This window comes from Klebsiella sp. CN_Kp088, assembly GCF_040064335.1.
In the GTDB taxonomy this organism is placed as follows: domain Bacteria; phylum Pseudomonadota; class Gammaproteobacteria; order Enterobacterales; family Enterobacteriaceae; genus Klebsiella; species Klebsiella aerogenes.
Window position 1 is genome coordinate 40,902 of record NZ_JBEAIQ010000029.1, and the last position, 19,016, is coordinate 59,917.

Genomic DNA, 19,016 nt, shown 5'->3' on the forward strand with positions numbered 1-19,016 from the left:
TCATGCTGTTAGCGCACATTTCCGATACCCATTTCCGCAGCCGCGGCGAGAAGCTGTACGGTTTTATCGACGTCAATGCCGCCAATGCTGATGTGGTTTCTCAACTTAACGCGCTGCGCGAACGCCCGGATGCGGTGGTGGTGAGCGGCGATATCGTCAACTGCGGCCGTCCGGAGGAGTATCAGGTGGCCCGCCAGATCCTCGGCAGCCTGAACTATCCGCTGTATCTCATCCCCGGCAATCACGATGATAAAGCGCTGTTTCTGGAGTACCTGCAGCCGCTGTGCCCACAGCTCGGTAGCGATGCCAATAATATGCGCTATGCGGTTGACGACTTCGCTACCCGCCTGCTGTTTATCGACTCCAGCCACGCCGGCACTTCAAAAGGCTGGCTGACCGACGAGACCATCAGTTGGCTGGAGGCGCAGCTGTTCGACGGCGGCGACAAACCGGCAACGATCTTTATGCACCACCCGCCGCTGCCGCTGGGCAACGCGCAGATGGACCCGATTGCCTGCGAAAACGGCCACCGTCTGCTGGCGCTGGTGGAGCGTTTCCCGTCGTTGACGCGCATCTTTTGCGGTCATAACCATAGCCTGACCATGACCCAGTATCGCCAGACGCTGATCTCCACCCTCCCCGGCACCGTCCATCAGGTACCGTACTGCCACGAAGACACTCGCCCGTATTACGATCTCTCGCCGGCTTCTTGCCTGATGCACCGCCAGGTCGGCGAACAGTGGGTGAGCTACCAGCACTCGCTGGCCCACTACGCCGGGCCATGGCTGTACGACGAAAACATCAGTTGTCCAACGGAAGAGCGCTAACCGCCATGCTCAGTCTGCAAAACATCAGTAAACATTTCGACGGTAAACCCGCGCTCAGCGCGCTGTCGCTTGATATTCACGAAGGCGAATTTGTGGTGCTGGTCGGCCCGTCGGGCTGCGGTAAAAGCACCCTGCTACGCCTGCTTGCCGGGCTGGATCAGGTCAGTGAAGGCGAAATCTGGTTGCATGATGAGAACATCACCGACACCACGCCGCGAGAACGCAATTTTGCGATGATCTTCCAGAACTATGCGTTGTTTCCACATCTGTCAGTGCGCGACAACATCACCTTCGGCATGAAGGTACGCAAGGAAGAGAAAAGCGGCTGGCAGCCGAGAGTAGATAAAGTGGCGCAGATGCTGCAGCTTGAGGCGCTGCTCGATCGTAAACCGGCGAAGCTCTCCGGCGGCCAACGGCAGCGGGTAGCGATGGCGCGGGCGATCGTGCGTAATCCGCGGCTGTTCTTAATGGATGAACCGCTGTCCAACCTCGACGCCCGCCTGCGCAGCGAAGTCCGCGACAGCATTATGGACCTCCACCAGCAGTTGAAAACCAGTACCGTCTACGTCACCCACGATCAAACCGAAGCCATGTCGATGGCCGATCGCATCGTGGTGATGAACGGCGGCCACGTGCAGCAGGTGGGGCGGCCAGAATATCTGTATGCCAACCCGGCCAATCTGTTCGTGGCCGGATTTATCGGTTCACCAGCGATGAATCTGCTATCGCTGCCCTGCGTTGACGGCAACGTTCAGCTTGGCGAACAACGCCATCCGCTACCGCCGCGCCACCGCAGCCAGACCCGTGTCTGGCTGGGCATTCGCCCGGAACATATTACCGACCGCGTGGAGCAAGGCCAACTGCGCCTGCCGGGCACCGTCCTGCAACGAGAACTGATGGGAGCCGATTATCTGCTCCACGTCAGCACCCCGATCGGCACCCTGCGCTTTAGCCGCCGCCACCGCGGCACGGTGCCGGAAAAAGGCGAATCGCTGATCCTCGGCTTCTCGCCTGCCGATGTGCATCTTTTTCATGCTGAGACCCAGCATAATTTACTGATGGAGTGTAATCATGTTTAACCCCCTCACCGCCCTGACGGTTGGGCTCAGCCTCGCCCTGAGCGGCGCGGCGCTGGCGAAAGAGAAAATAGACTTCATGTTTCCGGCCCCGGTAGACGGCAAGCTGACGATGGAGATGACCCGCGTTATTAAAGCGTTCAACGACTCGCAGCAGGATGTCGAAGTACGCGGCATCTTCACCGGTAATTATGACACCACCAAGATCAAAGCCGAATCCGCACAGAAGGCCGGGCAGCCGCCGGCGCTGGTGATCATGTCCGCCAACTTCACCACCGATCTGGCGCTGAAGGATGAGATCCTGCCGATGGATGAGCTGTTTAAATATGGCGATCAAAAGGCTGGCGATTTTCTGCAAAAGGAGTTCTGGCCCGCGATGCATAAGAACGCCCAGGTGATGGGCACCACCTATGCGATCCCGTTCCATAACTCGACACCGATCCTCTACTACAACAAGACGCTGTTCGATCGAGCAGGGATCGCGCAACCACCGCAGACCTGGTCCGAGCTGCTGGCCGATGCCAAAAAGCTGACCGACGAGAGCAAAGGCCAGTGGGGGATCATGCTGCCGTCGACCAACGACGACTACGGCGGCTGGATCTTCTCGGCGCTGGTGCGCGCCAACGGCGGTAAATATTTCAATGAAGACTATCCGGGTGAGGTTTATTACAACTCGCCGACCGCTATCGGCGCTCTGCGCTTCTGGCAGGATCTGATCTACAAAGACAAAGTGATGCCTTCCGGGGTACTGAATTCGAAGCAGATCAGCGCTTCATTCTTCTCCGGCAAACTTGGCATGGCGATGCTCAGCACCGGCGCACTGGGCTTTATGCGCGAGAACAGTAAAGATTTTGAACTCGGCGTCGCCATGCTACCAGCCAAGGAGCAGCGCGCGGTGCCGATTGGCGGCGCCAGCCTTGTGAGCTTTAAAGGCATCAACGACGCGCAGAAGAAAGCGGCCTACCAGTTCCTGACTTATCTGGTGAGCCCGCAGGTGAACGGCGCGTGGAGCCGCTTTACCGGCTACTTCTCGCCGCGTAAGGCTTCTTACGATACGCCGGAGATGAAAGCTTATCTGCAGCAGGATCCACGAGCAGCGATCGCCCTTGAACAGTTGAAGTACGCGCATCCGTGGTACTCCACCTGGGAGACCGTCGCCGTGCGTAAGGCGATGGAGAACCAGCTGGCGGCGGTGGTCAACGATGCCAAAGTAACGCCGGAAGCCGCGGTACAGGCAGCGCAGAAGGAAGCTGACGCGCTAATGAAACCTTATGTTGATAAGACCGCACTGGGAGAAGTGAAGTAGCACAGGTCTGTTGCGGGGCGCCCGGCTTACGGCGTAAACGCCCAGGCCGGGTGACCAACCGCCCCCAGCGCAGGATGCGCCGGGAAGATTTTGCGAAGCCTTAGATTTTATCCGCCTGCGACGAAGCCCAGGATTTACGCGCGTAGGCTTTTCCCGCCGGGCTGGTATCCAGCTTCTCGCGCAGGTAGTGCTCGATCTGCTCAAGGCTGCGGTTGCGCGTTTCCGGCACGCATTTGATCACGAAGATCGCGCCGAAGATACCGATTGCCGCAAAGATAAAGAAGGTTCCGGAGAGGCCGACCCACGACAATAGCATCGGGAAGAACAGCGAGATCAGGAAGTTGGCAATCCACATTGAGAACACCGCCCCGCCCATAAACATCCCGCGCATCCGGGTTGGGAAAATTTCCGACAACAGCAGCCAGGTCACCGGCGACAGCGCCCCCTGCTGGAAGCTCAGGAACAACAGCATTCCCGCCAGTACCATATAGGCGCGCAGCGCATCCGGCTGACCATTGACCGTTTCCGGCAGCAGGTAGCTCACCGCGCCGATAAACACCAGGCAGGCGGTACAGCCGAACTGGCCGATCATGGTCATCGGGCGACGGCCTATCTTCCCCAGCATCCAGATACCGACAAAGGTCATCAGCACCGAAACCACGCCGTTGGCAATGGTGGCGAACAGCGCGGCGTTATCGGTCATACCGACCGAGGTCAGCACCGTCGGCGCATAGTACATAATGGTATTGACGCCGGTAAGCTGCTGAATAACCGCCACGCCGATACCGATCATGAACAGCTTAAACAGCCAAGGGGTCATTATTTCACGAATTTTTGGCTTACCAAGATTGCGCTGCTCGTCGAGAGTTTCCGTAATCTCCATTAGCTCCCACTCGACATCATCTTTACGCCGCGTACGCTCCAGCACCCGGCGTGCTTCCGCCAGTCGGCCTTTCATCGCATACCAGCGCGGGGTATCGGGCATAAACATCATGCCAAACCACAGCAGCACGGCAGGTAGCGTCGCCACCGCCAGCATCCAGCGCCAGGTACTTTCACCGCCCCACAGCTCATGGAAGGTGGCGTTAGAAATATAGGCCAGCAGCTGTCCAGAGACGATCATCAGCTCCTGCAGCGTGACCAGTTGCCCGCGTTTGTTGGCGGGCGCCATCTCAGCGATGTAAACCGGCACCGTTGCCGCCGCACCGCCAACCGCTACGCCGAGAACCAGGCGGAAGAAAATCATCCAGTTGACGTCCGGCGCGAGGGCAGTACCCACCGCGCCGATAGCGAAGATCACCGCCAGCCAGAGGATGATTTTCTTTCTGCCTGCGGCGCTGGCCAGATGGCCAGAAAGCAGTGCGCCGAATGCGGCGCCGAACAGCAGCGAGCTGGTCACCAGCCCAGTGGTAAAGGGCGTGAGGTGCAGTTCCTTACCCATAAACAGCAGGGCGCCGGAAATCACCCCGGTGTCGTAGCCAAAGAGTAAACCGCCTAAGGTCGCAATCAACGCAACGATCTTAACAAACGGCGTTGCCGGGGCGTCGCTATTCGGCCCCGACGCTTTATTGAGTGTGAGATATTGTTCCTGTGACATAGAAGACTCCAGTAACCTACCTTGTAGGGGGAAGATATGCTCTTGTCTGAATACAGAGGCCTCCTGCCTCACGGACGTGTCGTTCTCGTGTGGTTCTCTTGAGGTTTAGAAAAAGCGGGCCACGCAGCTGTGTGGCCCGAAATGCATCAACGATCAGATTCCTGCCGTTTCGCGGATGTACTTACGCGCCTTTACGGCGTATTCGAAGGGGTTCGCCAGCGCGGGGTCTTGTTCGGCTTCCACTACCATCCAACCCTTGTAGCCGTAGTCATCCAGCAACTGGAAGACCGGACGGAAATCTATTTCGCCGTCTCCCGGTACGGTAAAGGTGCCTTTCTTGACGCCGTCGAGGAATGAGAGCCCTTCGCGGCGCACCTGCTCAATTACCGCGGGGCGGACGTCTTTCAGATGCACGTGGTTAATGCGCGGCAGATATTTTTTCAGGATCGCCAGCATCGGCGCCTCGCCGCCCTCTGAATACCAGGCGTGACCGGTGTCGTAGAGCAGGAAGACGCGTTCGTCCACCAGCGACATAAACTTGTCAATCTCCGCGGCAGTCTGAATGCCGGTGCCCATATGGTGATGCAGGCAAACCTGCATCCCCTTCTCTGCCGCCAGTTTGCCAAGCGCGTTATAACCTTCAGCTACCCGCTGCCACTCTTCGTCGCTAAAGCACGGCTTTACATCGCCGAGAATCGGTTTATCGAGCCCCTGGATACTGCCGCTTTGTTCAGAGCAACCAATCACCTTTGCGCCCATCGCATGGAGGAAATTCATGTGGTTAACGAATTCATCGATGGTTTTTTCTCTTTGGCCATTCGCGAAGAAGGTGCTGAACCAGGCGTTGCAAATCTGCATGCCGCGAATATCCAGCATCGGCTTCAGCACCGCCGGATCGCGCGGATATTTGCTGCCGACTTCGCTGCCGGTAAACCCGGCCAGCGCCATTTCGCTGACCGTTTGCTGGAAGGTGTTTTCACTCCCCAGCTCAGGCATATCGTCGTTAGTCCAACCGATAGGGGCGATAGCCAGTTTGACGTTGTCTTTGTTCATTTTGATGCTCCTGCCGCCGCGCCTTACCGGCGCAGCAGTTCACGTTCGATAAGTTCACGCGTTTCCACGGCCTGGTATTTCATCTTTTCCGGGTAACCAAACAGCGAGGTGCAGACGATCGGTTCACCGCCAACTTTGAAGGTCTGTTCAGCGAAGCGCATATCGCGCAGGGTGCGGAACAGAGCATCGAAATCGACATCCCCCTCGCCGACGCCGACGTGCTGATGTACGGCGGCGTCAACGCCCGGCGGATTAACGATATAGCGGCAGTGTTTGGTGTGGTTGCGGGTATCGGCAATCAGCACGTGCGACAGGTCCTGACCGGCATAGCGCAGCATCTTCTCGACTTCACCTTTACCTTTGTCGTAGAAGAAGGTGTGCGGCACGCTGTAGACGTACTTCACGTTGTCGCTACGGAAGGACTTCACGATATCCACCGTCTCGTTGTTTTCTTCGCAGAAGTCCCACGGGTGGGCCTGGATTTCGACGCGGATACCTTCACGTTCGAATATCGGCAGTAATTCTTCCATCGAGCGGTAGAACATTTCTTCGCAAATTTCCGGCTGGTTAGGATCGCCGGAAAATTCGGTGTTGATAACCTGCACGCCCATCTCTACCGCTACTTCGATTAGCCGCTTCCAGTTCTTCACCGCCGCCTGACGGCGCAGCTCATCCGGGCCGGACCAGCGATAAACGCAGATGAACGAGGAGAGTTCAACGCCGTTGTCACGCAGCGCCTGCTTATACTCGGCCATGATCTCCCGGCTGGCGCGCGGATGTTTGTAGAATGGGTTAATCTGCGGGTGCGGCGACTGTTCAATGTATTTGTAGCCCCACTCCGCCACCTGCTGAACCATTCTGGTGATCCCGAGATCGCGAATCACATCGACATCAAAAGCAATTTTCATCGTCGTTACCTGTTTGAAACGTTACGTCGGTGAAGGAGGATTTAGCGTTGGTAGAATGCCGGGCACTCAGGTAGCGATACTGCTACCGGTTCGTTGCACTCTTGCGCTTTCAGACAGGCGTCGGCGGCAACCGATGCCGCATAGCCGTCCCAGGCGGAGGGGCCCTGCAGCTTGCCGGCTTTCACATCATTGATAAATGCCTGCAGTTCGACGTCGTAGGCTTTGATGAAACGGTCTTTCCAGTCGGTGAGGATAGCTGTCGACAGGCTGGCGGCTTTACGCATCTCCACCGCCGACGGTTCCGGCAGGCGCGCAATGCCCGTTTCGCCAACCACCTCACACTGGATGTCGTAGCCGTACTGGCAATTTACGAAGACTTCGACGTCGATCAGGGTGCCCTTTTTCGTTTCAAACGAGACGATCTGTGGGTCTTTCAGCCGCGCATGGGTATGGGAGGTCGAGCGCGGGAAGCGTACCTGTACGGAGCGGTAGTCGTCATTTAGCAGCCAGCGCAGCACGTCCAGCTCGTGGATCAGGGTGTTGGTGATCGCCATATCGGTGGTGTAGTTCTCGCCGACCGACTGGTTGCGGTGGGCGCAGCGCAGCATCAGCGGCGCGCCGATATCACCGTCGTCGATGACCTTCTTCAACGCCAGATAGCCTTCATCGTACGGGCGCATAAAGCCGACCTGAACGAGGCGACGCCCGGCTTTCATTTCAGCATCAACGATGCGGCGGCAGCCTTCCGCGCTCATCGCCAACGGCTTTTCGCAAAATACGGGCTTACCGGCCTCAATAGCCGCCAGGGTGTACTCTTCATGGGTTGGATCCCAGGAGGTCACCAGCACGGCGTCAACGTCGCTGGCTTTAATCACATCATGACCGTCGGCGTAGACTTCCGCCTGCACGCCCGGCAGCGCTACTGCCGCACGGGCGTTTTCGGCGTTGATATCGGAAACGGCGACCACGGTCGCCCCCTGTAGGACCTGGGTGCAGCGACGGATATGTTCTTTACCGATGGCGCCTGCGCCGATGACACCTAATTTGAGTGACATGATGGTTCTCTCCGTAGTTCTGTAGGGTTCAGGGTTCGTGTTATTTGTTAGTAATCCCGCGCCTGGGCGCGTTTTTCATTAATCATTTCAGCGACTTTACGGATACGTTCCGACAGCGCCGTCTGCGCCACGCCAACGTTCCACCAGCTACCGTATTTGTGGACCATGGTTTTCGGCAGTACTTTAATGTCGATAAGCGTGCTGACGGTTTCACGGCGAGCGGCATCCAGCGCGTGGCGAAGCTCATCGAGGGTGGTGACCCGCCAGGTCTTGCAGCCGTAGCCGGAAGCGATCGTGGCGAAATCCACCGGTACCAGCCCGCCCTGCAGCTGGCCGTTTTCCGCCGAGCGGTAGCGAAACTCGGTGCCAAAGCTATCCATACCGTGTTCCAGCTGCAGGTTGTTGATGCAGCCGTTCGCCATGTTGTCGAGCAGGATGACGTTGATCTTCGCCCGCTCCTGCAGGGAGGTGACCAGCTCAGAGTGCAGCATCATGAAGGAGCCATCGCCGACCAGCGAATAGACTTCGCTCTGCGGCTGCGCCAGCTTAACGCCGAGGGCGGCGTTGACCTCATAGCCCATGCACGAGTAGCCGTACTCTACGTGATAGGTATTCGGCGCGCGGTTGCGCCAGACGCGTTGTAAATCCCCCGGCAGGCTGCCCGCCGCCGCCACAATGACCGCATCCGCCGCCAGCGACTCGTTCAGCAGGCCAAGAACGCTGCTTTGCGTCAGGGTGGAATCCGTGATTTGACGGAATTCGCGATAAACCGATTCACGGTCAATATGGTCGTCAATTTCTGGTACGAAATCCGTTTCCTGCCAGACCGCCTGGTAGACGCGCTGGGTCTCTTTCATCTGCCGGCTCTGCACGCTTGCAATCTGCGCGCCCCATCCTGCCTGCCAGGACTCGTTCGCCAGCGCGGCGCTGAGCGCGCTTAGCGCCTCGCGGGCGTCCGCCAGCATTGGGATGCCGTCCAGCTTCCAGGCATCAAAATTACTGACGTTAACGTTAAGAAAGCGCACGCCCGGGGATTGGAATATCCATTTCGAGGAGGTGGTAAAATCGCTAAAGCGCGTGCCGATACCGATGACCAGATCGGCCTCTTTCGCTAACAGGTTGGCAGCCAGACAGCCCGTTTCGCCAACGCCGCCGACGTTCAGCGGATGCGATGAAACCACCGTGCCCTTTCCGGCCTGCGTTTCCGCAAACGGGATGTCGTAACGTTCGGCGAAGCTCACCAGCGCTTCGCCTGCCGCGGAATATTTCACGCCGCCGCCGCAGACGATGAGCGGTTTACGGCTGGCTTTAATTGCCGCTACCGCATCCGCCAACTGCGCCGCGCTTGGCGGACGGCGATCCAGACGGTGGACACGGCGGGCAAAAAAGGACTCGGGATAATCCCAGACTTCACCCTGCACGTCCTGCGGCAGACACAAGGTGACGGCACCGGTTTCCGCCGGATCCGTCAGCACGCGCATGGCATTAATGCAGGCGCTCATGAGCTGTTCCGGGCGGGTAATACGATCCCAGTACTTACTCACCGCGCGAAATGAGTCGTTAGTCGTGATACTCAGATCGTGGCTCTGTTCGATTTGCTGCAGTACCGGGTCCGGCTGGCGGGTGGCAAATACATCGCCCGGCAGTAATAACAGCGGGATACGGTTGGCCGTAGCCGTCGCCGCGGCGGTGATCATGTTGGCCGCCCCGGGACCGATGGAAGAAGTGCAGGCAATGATCTGCCGGCGCAGTGATTGACGGGCAAAGCCGGTGGCCGCATGGGCCATGCCTTGTTCATTACGCCCCTGGTAAACCCGCAGTTCGCCGCTGTTCTCTTCCAGCGCCTGGCCTAAGCCCAACACGTTGCCGTGACCAAAAATAGCGAAAATCCCTTTCACGAATTTCTGCGCTTCGCCGTCCACCTCCAGATACTGGTTATCAAGGAACTTCACCAGCGCCTGCGCCATTGTCAGTCTCAGTTTGCCCATGTTGCCTAATCCTTATCGTTCAGTATTTGTCGTGTGAGTTAGCGCTTTGCTCGCCAAAGAAGATGGCGTAGGTGAGGGAAAGCCGTTAACGTCCACTGGAATATTTTTGGATTATAGGCAAACATTTTTTTCATTAAACACAAATACAGAAGAAATGTTTCATTTTGCGAGAAGGATCAAACTCTCTACCCATTTCACACGTTTCACTTACATCTCCTTCGCGAGCAGGCTTCCAAACAAAAGAGGAAAAACAAGAGTATCTACATGAAAATTATGGATAATATTGATATTAAAAAAAGGATAACATGGGTAAGCGGGACACAGACAGCATGTATGGGTGGGCAGCTGCTTACCCACGCAGAGTGGTAGATCCTTCACACTTTTGGTTTTTTAATTTCGATTAGATTTGAAAATGAAATATTTATTTCTCAAACTAGAGATAACTAATAACCATCAGGCTGTTCACGGCAGACTGTCACTCATGCGACCTTCTCCTGGCAGCAGATTTGCAAAAGGAAACCCAAGCGATGAATGCAGCAGTTAAGCGGCTCGACGTCATCTGTATTGGCCGGGTGGCCGTCGATCTCTACGCCCAGCAGATAGGGGCAAGGTTGGAAGATGTGGCCAGTTTCGCCAAGTATCTCGGCGGTTCCTCGGGCAACGTCGCCTTTGGTACCGCGATTCAGGGATTAAAATCGGCGATGCTGGCGCGGGTTGGCGATGAGCACAACGGCCGGTTTCTGCGTGAAACCCTCCGCCGCGCAGGTGTCGATACCGAATATCTGATCACGGATAAAGAACGGCTGACTGCGTTGGTGATGCTGGGCATTAAGGATCAGGATACCTTCCCGCTGATTTTCTACCGCGACAACTGCGCCGATATGGCGCTGACGCCTGACGATATCAATGAGGAGTACATCGCCTCTTCACGCGCTCTGGCGGTGACCGGCACCCACCTTTCACACGCCAATACCCGAGACGCGGTACTGAAGGCGCTGGAATACGCCCGCCGCCACGGCCTGCGTACCGCGCTGGATATCGATTACCGTCCGGTGCTGTGGGGGCTTACTTCGCTGGGCGACGGTGAAACGCGTTTCATTGAGTCGGGTCCGGTGACCCGTCAGCTGCAGGAAGTTCTGCACCTGTTCGATTTAGTCGTCGGCACTGAAGAGGAGTTTCATATCGCCGGCGGCAGCACCGATACCCTCACCGCGCTGAAAAACGTTCGCCATGCCACCAAAGCGACGCTGGTCTGCAAGCGCGGGCCGATGGGCTGCGTGGTGCTGGAGGGCGCCATCCCGGATAGCTGGGACGAAGTGCCGTTGCAGCAAGGCGTTCGCGTCGAAGTACTCAACGTGCTCGGTGCCGGCGATGCTTTTATGTCCGGGCTACTGCGCGGCTGGCTTAACGATGAGGGCTGGGAGCAGGCCTGCCGCTACGCCAACGCCTGCGGCGCCTTAGTGGTTTCGCGCCACGGCTGCGCGCCGGCGATGCCGACAAAAGTAGAGCTTGATGATTATTTATCGCGGGCCGATGCCGTTCCGCGCCCGGATATCGACGCGCGGTTAAATCATTTGCACCGGGTGACCAGCCGGCGCCAGCCGTGGCCGGAACTGTGTATCTTCGCCTTTGACCATCGTAAACAGCTGGCGGATCTGGCATTAGAAACCGGGCGCGACCCGGCCTGTATTCCCGAACTCAAACTGCTGCTGTTGGCCGCCGCCGAGGCGGCCGCCACAGAGGCCGGGCTGGATCGGCGCAGCGGCATCCTCGCCGATGGTACCTATGGTCAACGTTCACTTAACGCCATTACCGGTAAAGGCTGGTGGATCGGTCGGCCGATTGAGCTTCCCAGCTCGCGTCCGCTACGTCTTGAACATGGTAATATTGGCTCACAGCTGATCGACTGGCCGCTTGAGCACGTCGTCAAATGCCTGGTCTTTTACCACCCGGATGACCCGGCGGCGCTGCGCGCCGAGCAGGATGCGCTGCTGCTGGAAGTCTGGCAGGCCTGCAATAAGTCCGGGCACGAGCTGCTATTGGAAGTGATCCTGCCGGAGAACGGACCGGACAAAGATGAACGCCACTACCACACTATGCTGGAGCACTTCTATCAGTTGGGCATCCAGCCGGACTGGTGGAAGCTGCCGCCGCTGGCCAGCGCCCAGTGGGAGCGGATCTCAGCGCTTATCGAGCGCGAAGATCCGTGGTGCCGGGGCATCCTGCTCCTGGGGCTGGATGCGCCATCGGATCGATTGCGTTCAGGTTTCGCCGAAGCGGCCGGGCACCCGATGATCAAGGGTTTTGCCGTCGGCCGAACCATCTTTGGCCAGCCTTCGCGCCGCTGGATGCAGGGCGAACTGGATGACGCAGCGCTAATAGATGAAGTGAAACGCAACTATCTACGGCTCATCGGCTACTGGCGCGAAGCGCGCGGCTAACCTCCTTCAGGCCCGCCACTTCCTTGAAAGCGGCGGGCCTGCGGTTTCTTCGTGAAATGAATCGCGTATTTCATCGCAAAAAATGAAAAATTCGCTTCATTTGGTACACTGGAAGCCATATTCCTTCCATTTTCTCAGAGCGCAACTTATGGCTAATAATCCGACCCAACTGACCATCCTGCAGGATGAAATCAGACGGCGCTACGACACGCTCAGCAAACGTCTGAAGCAGGTGGCGCGCTATATACTGGATAACAGTAATAGCGTTGCTTTCGATACTGTAGCCTCCATTGCGCAACAGGCTGACGTTCCGCCCTCAACGCTGATTCGCTTCGCTAACGCCTTTGGCTTCAGCGGCTTTAACGAAATGAAGCAGATGTTCAGGCAGCATCTGATGGAAGAGACCGCCAACTACACCGAGCGCGCACGTCTGTTCCGCCAGACTACTAACGACGAAACAACGCCGCCGGAAACGCCGACGGAAATCCTCAACATGTTCAGCATGGTCAATACCCAGGCGCTGCAGCAACTGGCAATGCAGACCTCCGGCGAAGACCTCAACCGGGCGGTAGATTTACTGGCGGATGCGGAAAATATCTATGTTATCGGTCTGCGTCGCTCGTTCAGCGTCGCCTCTTACCTGACCTACGCACTGCGCCATCTGGATCGCAAAGCCTTCCTGATCGACGGCCTCGGCGGGATGTTCACCGAGCAGCTCAGTCTGGTGGGGCCGAAGGATGTGGTCGTGGCGGTGAGCTTCTCGCCTTATGCCCGTGAAGTGGTGGAGCTGGTTGAGCTTGGCGCCCAGCGCAAGGCGCGACAAATCGCCATTACCGATAGCCAGGTAAGCCCGCTTGCCGCCTTCAGTGATGTGTGCTTTGTGGTGCGTGAAGCGCAGGTCGATGGTTTCCGTTCACAGGTGGCCTCGCTGTGCCTGGCGCAGACGCTGGCGGTATCGCTGGCATTGAATAGCAGCAAAGAGCCGCAGCAGCACCGCGCCTGATTGCCCGTTGCGCTAGCGGTAAACAGGGGCAATCAATAGACAAAAAAGCCGGGGACATCCCCGGCTTTTCTCGTTTATCGCGCACTATGAATAGCGATCGCTGTTGATCCAGGCGTGATCGTCTTCCCAGGTAAATAGCCACTTACGATCCGGCCCCGCCATCACGTTCAGATAGTAGCTGTTGTAACCGGCGATCGCCGCTACCGGATGGTAGCCGCGCGGCACCATCACCACATCATGGTTATAGGGCGCCATACAGGCATCCAGACTGCGGTCATCGGTGTACACTCGCTGAAAGGCAAAACCTTGCGGCGGATCGAAACGGTGGTAGTAGGTTTCTTCCAGCTGGGTTTCCTGCCCCGGCAGCGCGGTATCGTGCTTGTGCGATGGCCAGGAACTGGTCGCCCCTTCTTCGGTGTAGACTTCCACTACCAGCAGGCAATCCGCCTGCGCATTATCCGGCAGAATATTATGTACCAGCCGCTGGTTACGCCCTTTACCGCGATGTTCTACGCCAACATCCTCAGGCCGTATCACTCGCGCCGGGAAGCTGCCTTTGCCCGGCGCGCTGCAAACCGCCAGCTCAAGATCGGAATCTGCAGTGACCTCGACCTTATCCTGTGGCGGCACATAGACCGACCACGGCGGCGTACGCTCGAATGGCGACATGCGTTTACCAAGGTCGGGAAAATCGGCGTGCTGAGTTTTGATCGAGGCCAGCCCGGAGACCAGAACCAGACATAGCTCACGATCACCGCTCTCCAGGGTCACGGTTTGCCCCTGTTTTAACATCCAGACATCAAAGCCAATATAATGCCACCCCGCACTCTGCGGGGTGATGTGCTGGATATGTCCCTCTTTTTGCGCTTTAGCCAATAACGACATAGCGTTCTCCTTCGCCGATTAACCTAACGTCGGCATACTGAATTCAGATACGGTTTGCTGCCCCTGCGGCCAGCGCACGGTGGCAGTTTTCATACGGGTATAGAAGCGAACGCCGTCAGGCCCGTGGACGTTCAGCGCGCCAAATACCGAGCGCTTCCAGCCGCCAAAGCTATGGAAGGCCATCGGCACCGGCACCGGTACGTTGACGCCAACCATGCCGGCCTGTACATCATGAACGAACTCGCGGGCGGTATGGCCATTGCTGGTAAAGACGGCGCTGCCGTTACCAAATTCGTGGCTGTTTACCAGCGCCAGCGCGCTTTGGTAATCAGCAACACGGACGATCCCCAGCACCGGGCCAAAAATCTCTTCACGCCAGATGGTCATTTCCGGAGTGACATGGTCAAACAGCGTACCGCCAACGTAATATCCGTCCTCATGCCCGGCCACGCGCAGCCTGCGGCCATCCACCACCAACGACGCCCCTTCGCTGACGCCCTTATCAATATAGCCGAGTACTTTTTTCTGATGCGCTTCGGATACCACCGGCCCCATTTCGTTTTCGTCTTTGCCGCGCAGGCAACCAGGTCCCACTTTCAACGACTCGACTAATGGTTTCAGGCGGGCAATGAGCTTATCTGCGGTCTCGTCACCGACGGCCACCACTACCGGCAGAGCCATACAGCGCTCGCCTGCGGAACCATACGCACCGCCCATGATGGCATTCACGGTCGCATCAAGATCGGCGTCCGGCATCACGATGGCATGATTTTTCGCCGCGCCAAACGCCTGGACGCGTTTTCCGTGAGCGCTGGCGGTTTTATAGATATATTCCGCCACGCCGGAGGAGCCGACAAAGCTGACGGCGGCAATACGCGGGTCGGTATAAAGCTGCTCGGCATCTTCATTACTGCAATGAATGACGTTAAAAACGCCGTCCGGCAGACCGGCTTCTTTCAGTAATTCAGCCATGCGTACCGCCGCGGTCGGCGCCAGCGCCGGTGGTTTCAGCACGAAGCTGTTGCCGCAGGCCAGCGCGATGGGGAACATCCACATCGGCACCATAGCCGGGAAATTAAACGGCGTTATCCCCGCCACCACGCCCAGCGGCTGCATGAGCGAATAGCTGTCGACGCCGGTACCCACGTCGGAAGAAAACTCACCTTTAATGAGATGCGGAATACCGCAAGCGAACTCAACCACTTCCATGCCGCGGGTCAGCTCGCCCAACGCATCGGACCACACTTTGCCGTGCTCGCTAACGATAATTCCCGCCAGTTCATCGACGTGCTGTTCAAGCAGCATTTTAAAATTGAACAGCACGCGGGCGCGGCGCAGCGGCGTGGTACGGGACCAGCTGTCAAAAGCGTCGCGAGCGACCTGGATTGCGTCGGAAACCTCCTGCGCGGTGGAAAGCGTGACTTCGCGAACCACATCGCCAGTGGCCGGGTCGTACACCGGCATCGTTTCCCGGCTGCTGCTGGTTACCGTTTTCCCACCAATAAAGTTACCTGTGATAGTCATCTTCTCGCCTCATAGTGTAGAAGGCCGTTCAAGTTACGGCCCGTCGCTGATTGTGCTGTGCTATAACCGTAGTAAAATGAAATTTATATTTCAATAAACAGATAAAATGAAATTCCACTTTGGTGATAGCTGTCGCATTTTTCAGCAAGCCTCTCTCTACATGATTTCATATCGCAGCGGTAGTGAAGGTGAGATTTTCTGCGGTTGATGTTGATGTAAACTATGAAATAGCGCAGCAACTATTTTGCGATCGTGCTCAAACAACCATCATTTCATCCATTGCCAATGATGAAATAAACATTTTAACTATCAGGCAAGCGAACTAAACCAGTCAACATCTTGTCAGGAGTGTCAAATGGCCATTGCCCTGCAGCGTTTCTGTATCAATCGTAAAATTGCGCCATCGCTTAGCATTGAAGCGTTTTTCCGTCTGGTAAGCGAACTCGGGCTGCATAAGGTCGAGCTGCGTAATGATTTACCCAGCGGTAAAGTCACCGATGAGCTAACCCACCAGCAGGTGCGCAAGCTGGCCGACCGATACCAGCTTGAAATTCTGACGATCAACGCCGTCTATCCCTTCAATCGCCACAGCGCTGAAGTACGTCAGCTGACGGAGTCGCTGCTGAAAGAGGCGCAGTCCATTGGCGCCAAATCGCTGGTGATGTGCCCGTTAAATGATGGCACCGTTGTAGCGCCGCAAGAAACGCTTGCCGCTATGCGCGAGCTGGCGCCGTTGTTCGAACAATATGGCGTTCAGGGCCTGGTTGAGCCGCTTGGCTTCCCACAAAGTTCGCTGCGCTCGGCGGCGCAGGCGCAGGCGCTCATTCGCGACGCCCAGGTACCGTTTAAGCTGTTAATTGATACTTTCCATCATCATCTTTATCCACAAGCTGAAGAGGAATTCAGCCAGCTGGACATTGCTGAGATAGGTCTGGTTCATCTCTCCGGCGTTGACGATCCCCGCCCACGCGAACAGTTGACCGACAACGAGCGCATCATGCTGACACCACAAGATAGGCTGCTGACCTGCCAGCAGGTAAAACATCTCGAAGCCCGCGGATACCAGGGAGATTACGCCTTCGAGCCTTTCGCTCCGCAGCTGGCGTCATGGCGCGAAGAGGAGATTCGCCGCGAGATTGAACAGAGCATCGCGCTGATTCAGCGCCACTGCGCCTGAGATTAAACGTTGAGAGTTATCGATTTCCTCCATCTTTTTGCTGTCAGGTTGCCTATAATCGACGCAGGATAAATGGAGGAATCGATCATGAGCTCACCCCTGCTGATTGCGCGCACGCTGGATAAACAACTGCATCTGCTGCCTGCAATGGCTAACCGTCACGGCCTAATTACCGGCGCCACCGGCACCGGTAAAACCGTAACTTTGCAGAAACTGGCGGAGTCATTTTCCGAGATCGGCGTACCGGTCTTTATGGCCGATGTGAAAGGCGACCTGACCGGTATCGCGGAAGCAGGCCAGAGCTCTGAGAAACTTCAGGCGCGTCTGGAAAAAATCGGCGTTACCGACTGGGAGCCGCATGCCAACCCGGTGGTTGTTTGGGATATCTTTGGTGAAAAGGGCCACCCGGTGCGCGCCACGGTGTCGGATCTCGGCCCCCTGCTGCTCGCCCGCTTGCTCAACCTGAATGAAGTACAAAGCGGCGTGCTAAACATTATTTTCCGTATTGCTGACGATCGCGGCCTGCTGCTGCTCGACTTTAAAGATCTACGCGCCATCACCCAGTTTATCGGTGATAACGCCAAAGCCTTCCAGAACCAGTATGGCAACATCAGCAGCGCGTCGGTCGGCGCTATCCAGCGCGGGCTGTTAACCCTGGAGCAGCAGGGCGCAGAGCACTTCTTCGGCGAACCGATGCTGGATATTCAGGACTGGATGCGTGTCGATGCCAGCGGTAAAGGGGTGATTAATATCCTCAGTGCTGAAAAGCTCTATCAGATGCCGAAGCTGTACGCCGCCAGCCTGCTGTGGATGCTCTCCGAACTCTACGAGCGCCTGCCGGAAGCCGGCGACCTCGAAAAACCGAAGCTGGTGTTCTTCTTTGACGAAGCCCACCTGCTGTTTAACGATGCGCCGCAGGTACTGCTGGATAAAATCGAGCAGGTGATCCGTCTTATCCGCTCTAAAGGGGTCGGCGTCTATTTTGTCTCGCAGAATCCGTCGGATATCCCGGATGCCGTGCTTGGCCAGTTGGGCAACCGCGTGCAGCATGCCCTGCGCGCCTTTACTCCGAAGGATCAAAAAGCGGTGAAAACCGCCGCCCAGACCATGCGCGCCAACCCGGCATTCAGTACCGAGCAGGCCATTCAGGAGCTCGGTACCGGCGAAGCGCTGATCTCCTTCCTCGACGAGAAAGGCAGCCCGTCGGTCGTCGAGCGCGCAATGGTTATCGCTCCCTGCTCGCGGATGGGACCGGTCACCGATGATGAGCGAAATGGCCTGATTAACCACTCGGCGCTGTACGGCAAGTATGAAGAAGAGATTGACCGCGAGTCGGCCTTCGAAATGCTGCAAAAAGGGGTGCAGGTCGCCACAGAGCAGCAGTCGGCACCGCCGGCAAAAGGTCAACAAAACGGTGATGATGACGGGCTACTCGGTGGACTGAAAGATATTCTGTTCGGCACTACCGGCCCGCGCGGCGGTAAACGAGATGGTATCGTGCAGACCGCGGCCAAAAGCGCCGTACGTCAGGTAACCAACCAGATCGTCCGCGGCATGCTGGGAAGCCTGCTCGGCGGAAGGCGCCGTTAGCGCAAGGACGCCGACCCCGGATTGTGGCGCGCTGCGCCTCATCCGGGTTATTTGTTGGCTCGGTGAGCGTAAGCGTTAGGCCTTAGTCGCCTCAGGGGGTTGTCTTAACATAATCCCCATATCCCCGCGCGCTTTTACGCGCTTCGAGGCGGTGATTGCCACGCCAGCACAGCGCCAGCACGGCGACCACCGCAACCTGATGAAGATATAGCGGCAGGCCTTTGTCTAACACCACGAAAGCAAACAGAAAAGCGAATATCGATAGCGACAGTATAACCCCCGCTAACGTGCCATTGAGATCGAACCAAAACAGCACCCGATTGGCTTTTTGCTCTTCAGCTGTGCCCGCACGCACCAGCCCCGTCGTCAGGCTCAGCACATCCGCTCGTTTCAGCGACCAGATAAAAAACACCAGCATAAGCAGAAAAACTGTGCCTTCAAACAGGAACCAGCCGCTGGCCCACTCTGGATGCAACGCGCCGAAGAAGATGGTGGCGATGATAAAAATATCCGGGATCCACAAGATTCCGGCAGCGACCTGCAGAATGAATATCAGGGATTTACCAAACATCAATGCCTCCATGCA

The 19,016-nt window shown here is 57.1% G+C and carries 15 protein-coding genes; 7 read left to right on the forward strand and 8 right to left on the reverse strand.

What is annotated here, in order from left to right; translation table 11 throughout:
- The first annotated feature begins 2 nt into the window (after positions 1 to 2).
- The 3 genes from ABLV08_RS18570 to ABLV08_RS18580 are packed head-to-tail and all read left to right on the forward strand — an operon-like array spanning position 3 to position 3,209.
- Complete coding sequence (locus tag ABLV08_RS18570; RefSeq protein ID WP_020079773.1) at positions 3 to 827, forward strand: phosphodiesterase; 825 nt, start codon at positions 3 to 5, stop codon at positions 825 to 827.
- A 5-nt stretch (positions 828 to 832) separates the two neighbouring features.
- The gene (locus ABLV08_RS18575) at positions 833 to 1,906 is read left to right on the forward strand and encodes an ABC transporter ATP-binding protein (protein WP_020079774.1); all 1,074 of its coding nucleotides are present in this window, start codon (positions 833 to 835) and stop codon (positions 1,904 to 1,906) included.
- Entirely contained in the window at positions 1,899 to 3,209 is a 1,311-nt protein-coding gene (locus tag ABLV08_RS18580; RefSeq protein WP_337087522.1) for an ABC transporter substrate-binding protein, read from the forward strand. Before ABLV08_RS18575 ends, ABLV08_RS18580 begins: the two co-directional genes overlap by 8 nt.
- 100 nt (positions 3,210 to 3,309) lie before the next feature.
- On the opposite strand, the gene ABLV08_RS18585 is transcribed toward ABLV08_RS18580, so the two are convergent.
- The 5 genes from ABLV08_RS18585 to iolD all read right to left on the reverse strand — a co-directional run bounded on the left by ABLV08_RS18585 (position 3,310) and on the right by iolD (position 9,810).
- Positions 3,310 to 4,806: a sugar porter family MFS transporter gene (locus ABLV08_RS18585; RefSeq protein ID WP_015368530.1), complete on the reverse strand. Its 1,497-nt coding sequence runs from the start codon at positions 4,804 to 4,806 to the stop codon at positions 3,310 to 3,312.
- A 153-nt stretch (positions 4,807 to 4,959) separates the two neighbouring features.
- Positions 4,960 to 5,859 carry a myo-inosose-2 dehydratase gene (gene iolE, locus ABLV08_RS18590; RefSeq protein ID WP_045360285.1) on the reverse strand — a complete coding sequence of 300 codons (900 nt, stop codon included), beginning with the start codon at positions 5,857 to 5,859 and terminating at the stop codon, positions 4,960 to 4,962.
- 23 nt (positions 5,860 to 5,882) lie between these two features.
- Entirely contained in the window at positions 5,883 to 6,767 is an 885-nt protein-coding gene (locus ABLV08_RS18595; RefSeq protein WP_015368532.1) for a sugar phosphate isomerase/epimerase, read from the reverse strand.
- Positions 6,768 to 6,808: 41 nt separating this feature from the next.
- Entirely contained in the window at positions 6,809 to 7,822 is a 1,014-nt protein-coding gene (locus tag ABLV08_RS18600; RefSeq protein ID WP_015368533.1) for a Gfo/Idh/MocA family oxidoreductase, read from the reverse strand.
- A 47-nt stretch (positions 7,823 to 7,869) separates the two neighbouring features.
- Entirely contained in the window at positions 7,870 to 9,810 is a 1,941-nt protein-coding gene (iolD, locus tag ABLV08_RS18605) for a 3D-(3,5/4)-trihydroxycyclohexane-1,2-dione acylhydrolase (decyclizing) (protein WP_348856146.1), read from the reverse strand.
- 527 nt (positions 9,811 to 10,337) lie between these two features.
- Here iolD and iolC point away from each other — a divergent pair.
- Positions 10,338 to 12,251, forward strand: a complete 1,914-nt coding sequence (gene iolC / locus ABLV08_RS18610; RefSeq protein ID WP_015704220.1) for a 5-dehydro-2-deoxygluconokinase — start codon at positions 10,338 to 10,340, stop codon at positions 12,249 to 12,251.
- 148 nt (positions 12,252 to 12,399) lie between these two features.
- A complete protein-coding gene (locus ABLV08_RS18615; RefSeq protein WP_015368536.1) occupies positions 12,400 to 13,254 on the forward strand; it encodes a MurR/RpiR family transcriptional regulator in 855 nt (284 codons plus the stop codon).
- Positions 13,255 to 13,338: 84 nt separating this feature from the next.
- On the opposite strand, the gene iolB is transcribed toward ABLV08_RS18615, so the two are convergent.
- Complete coding sequence (gene iolB, locus ABLV08_RS18620) at positions 13,339 to 14,139, reverse strand: 5-deoxy-glucuronate isomerase (RefSeq protein ID WP_020079778.1); 801 nt, start codon at positions 14,137 to 14,139, stop codon at positions 13,339 to 13,341.
- An 18-nt stretch (positions 14,140 to 14,157) separates the two neighbouring features.
- The gene (locus ABLV08_RS18625) at positions 14,158 to 15,663 is read right to left on the reverse strand and encodes a CoA-acylating methylmalonate-semialdehyde dehydrogenase (RefSeq protein WP_015368538.1); all 1,506 of its coding nucleotides are present in this window, start codon (positions 15,661 to 15,663) and stop codon (positions 14,158 to 14,160) included.
- Between the two features lie 355 nt (positions 15,664 to 16,018).
- Between ABLV08_RS18625 and ABLV08_RS18630 the strand changes: the two genes are divergently transcribed.
- Together ABLV08_RS18630 and ABLV08_RS18635 are read left to right on the forward strand one after the other, a co-directional pair.
- A complete protein-coding gene (locus ABLV08_RS18630) occupies positions 16,019 to 16,840 on the forward strand; it encodes a TIM barrel protein (protein WP_042894218.1) in 822 nt (273 codons plus the stop codon).
- An 87-nt stretch (positions 16,841 to 16,927) separates the two neighbouring features.
- A complete protein-coding gene (locus ABLV08_RS18635) occupies positions 16,928 to 18,430 on the forward strand; it encodes a helicase HerA-like C-terminal domain-containing protein (RefSeq protein WP_015368541.1) in 1,503 nt (500 codons plus the stop codon).
- A gap of 91 nt (positions 18,431 to 18,521) precedes the next feature.
- Here the strand turns inward: ABLV08_RS18635 and ABLV08_RS18640 are convergent, their stop codons facing one another.
- Positions 18,522 to 19,001, reverse strand: a complete 480-nt coding sequence (locus ABLV08_RS18640; protein WP_020079781.1) for a hypothetical protein — start codon at positions 18,999 to 19,001, stop codon at positions 18,522 to 18,524.
- Between the last annotated feature and the right edge of the window lie 15 nt (positions 19,002 to 19,016).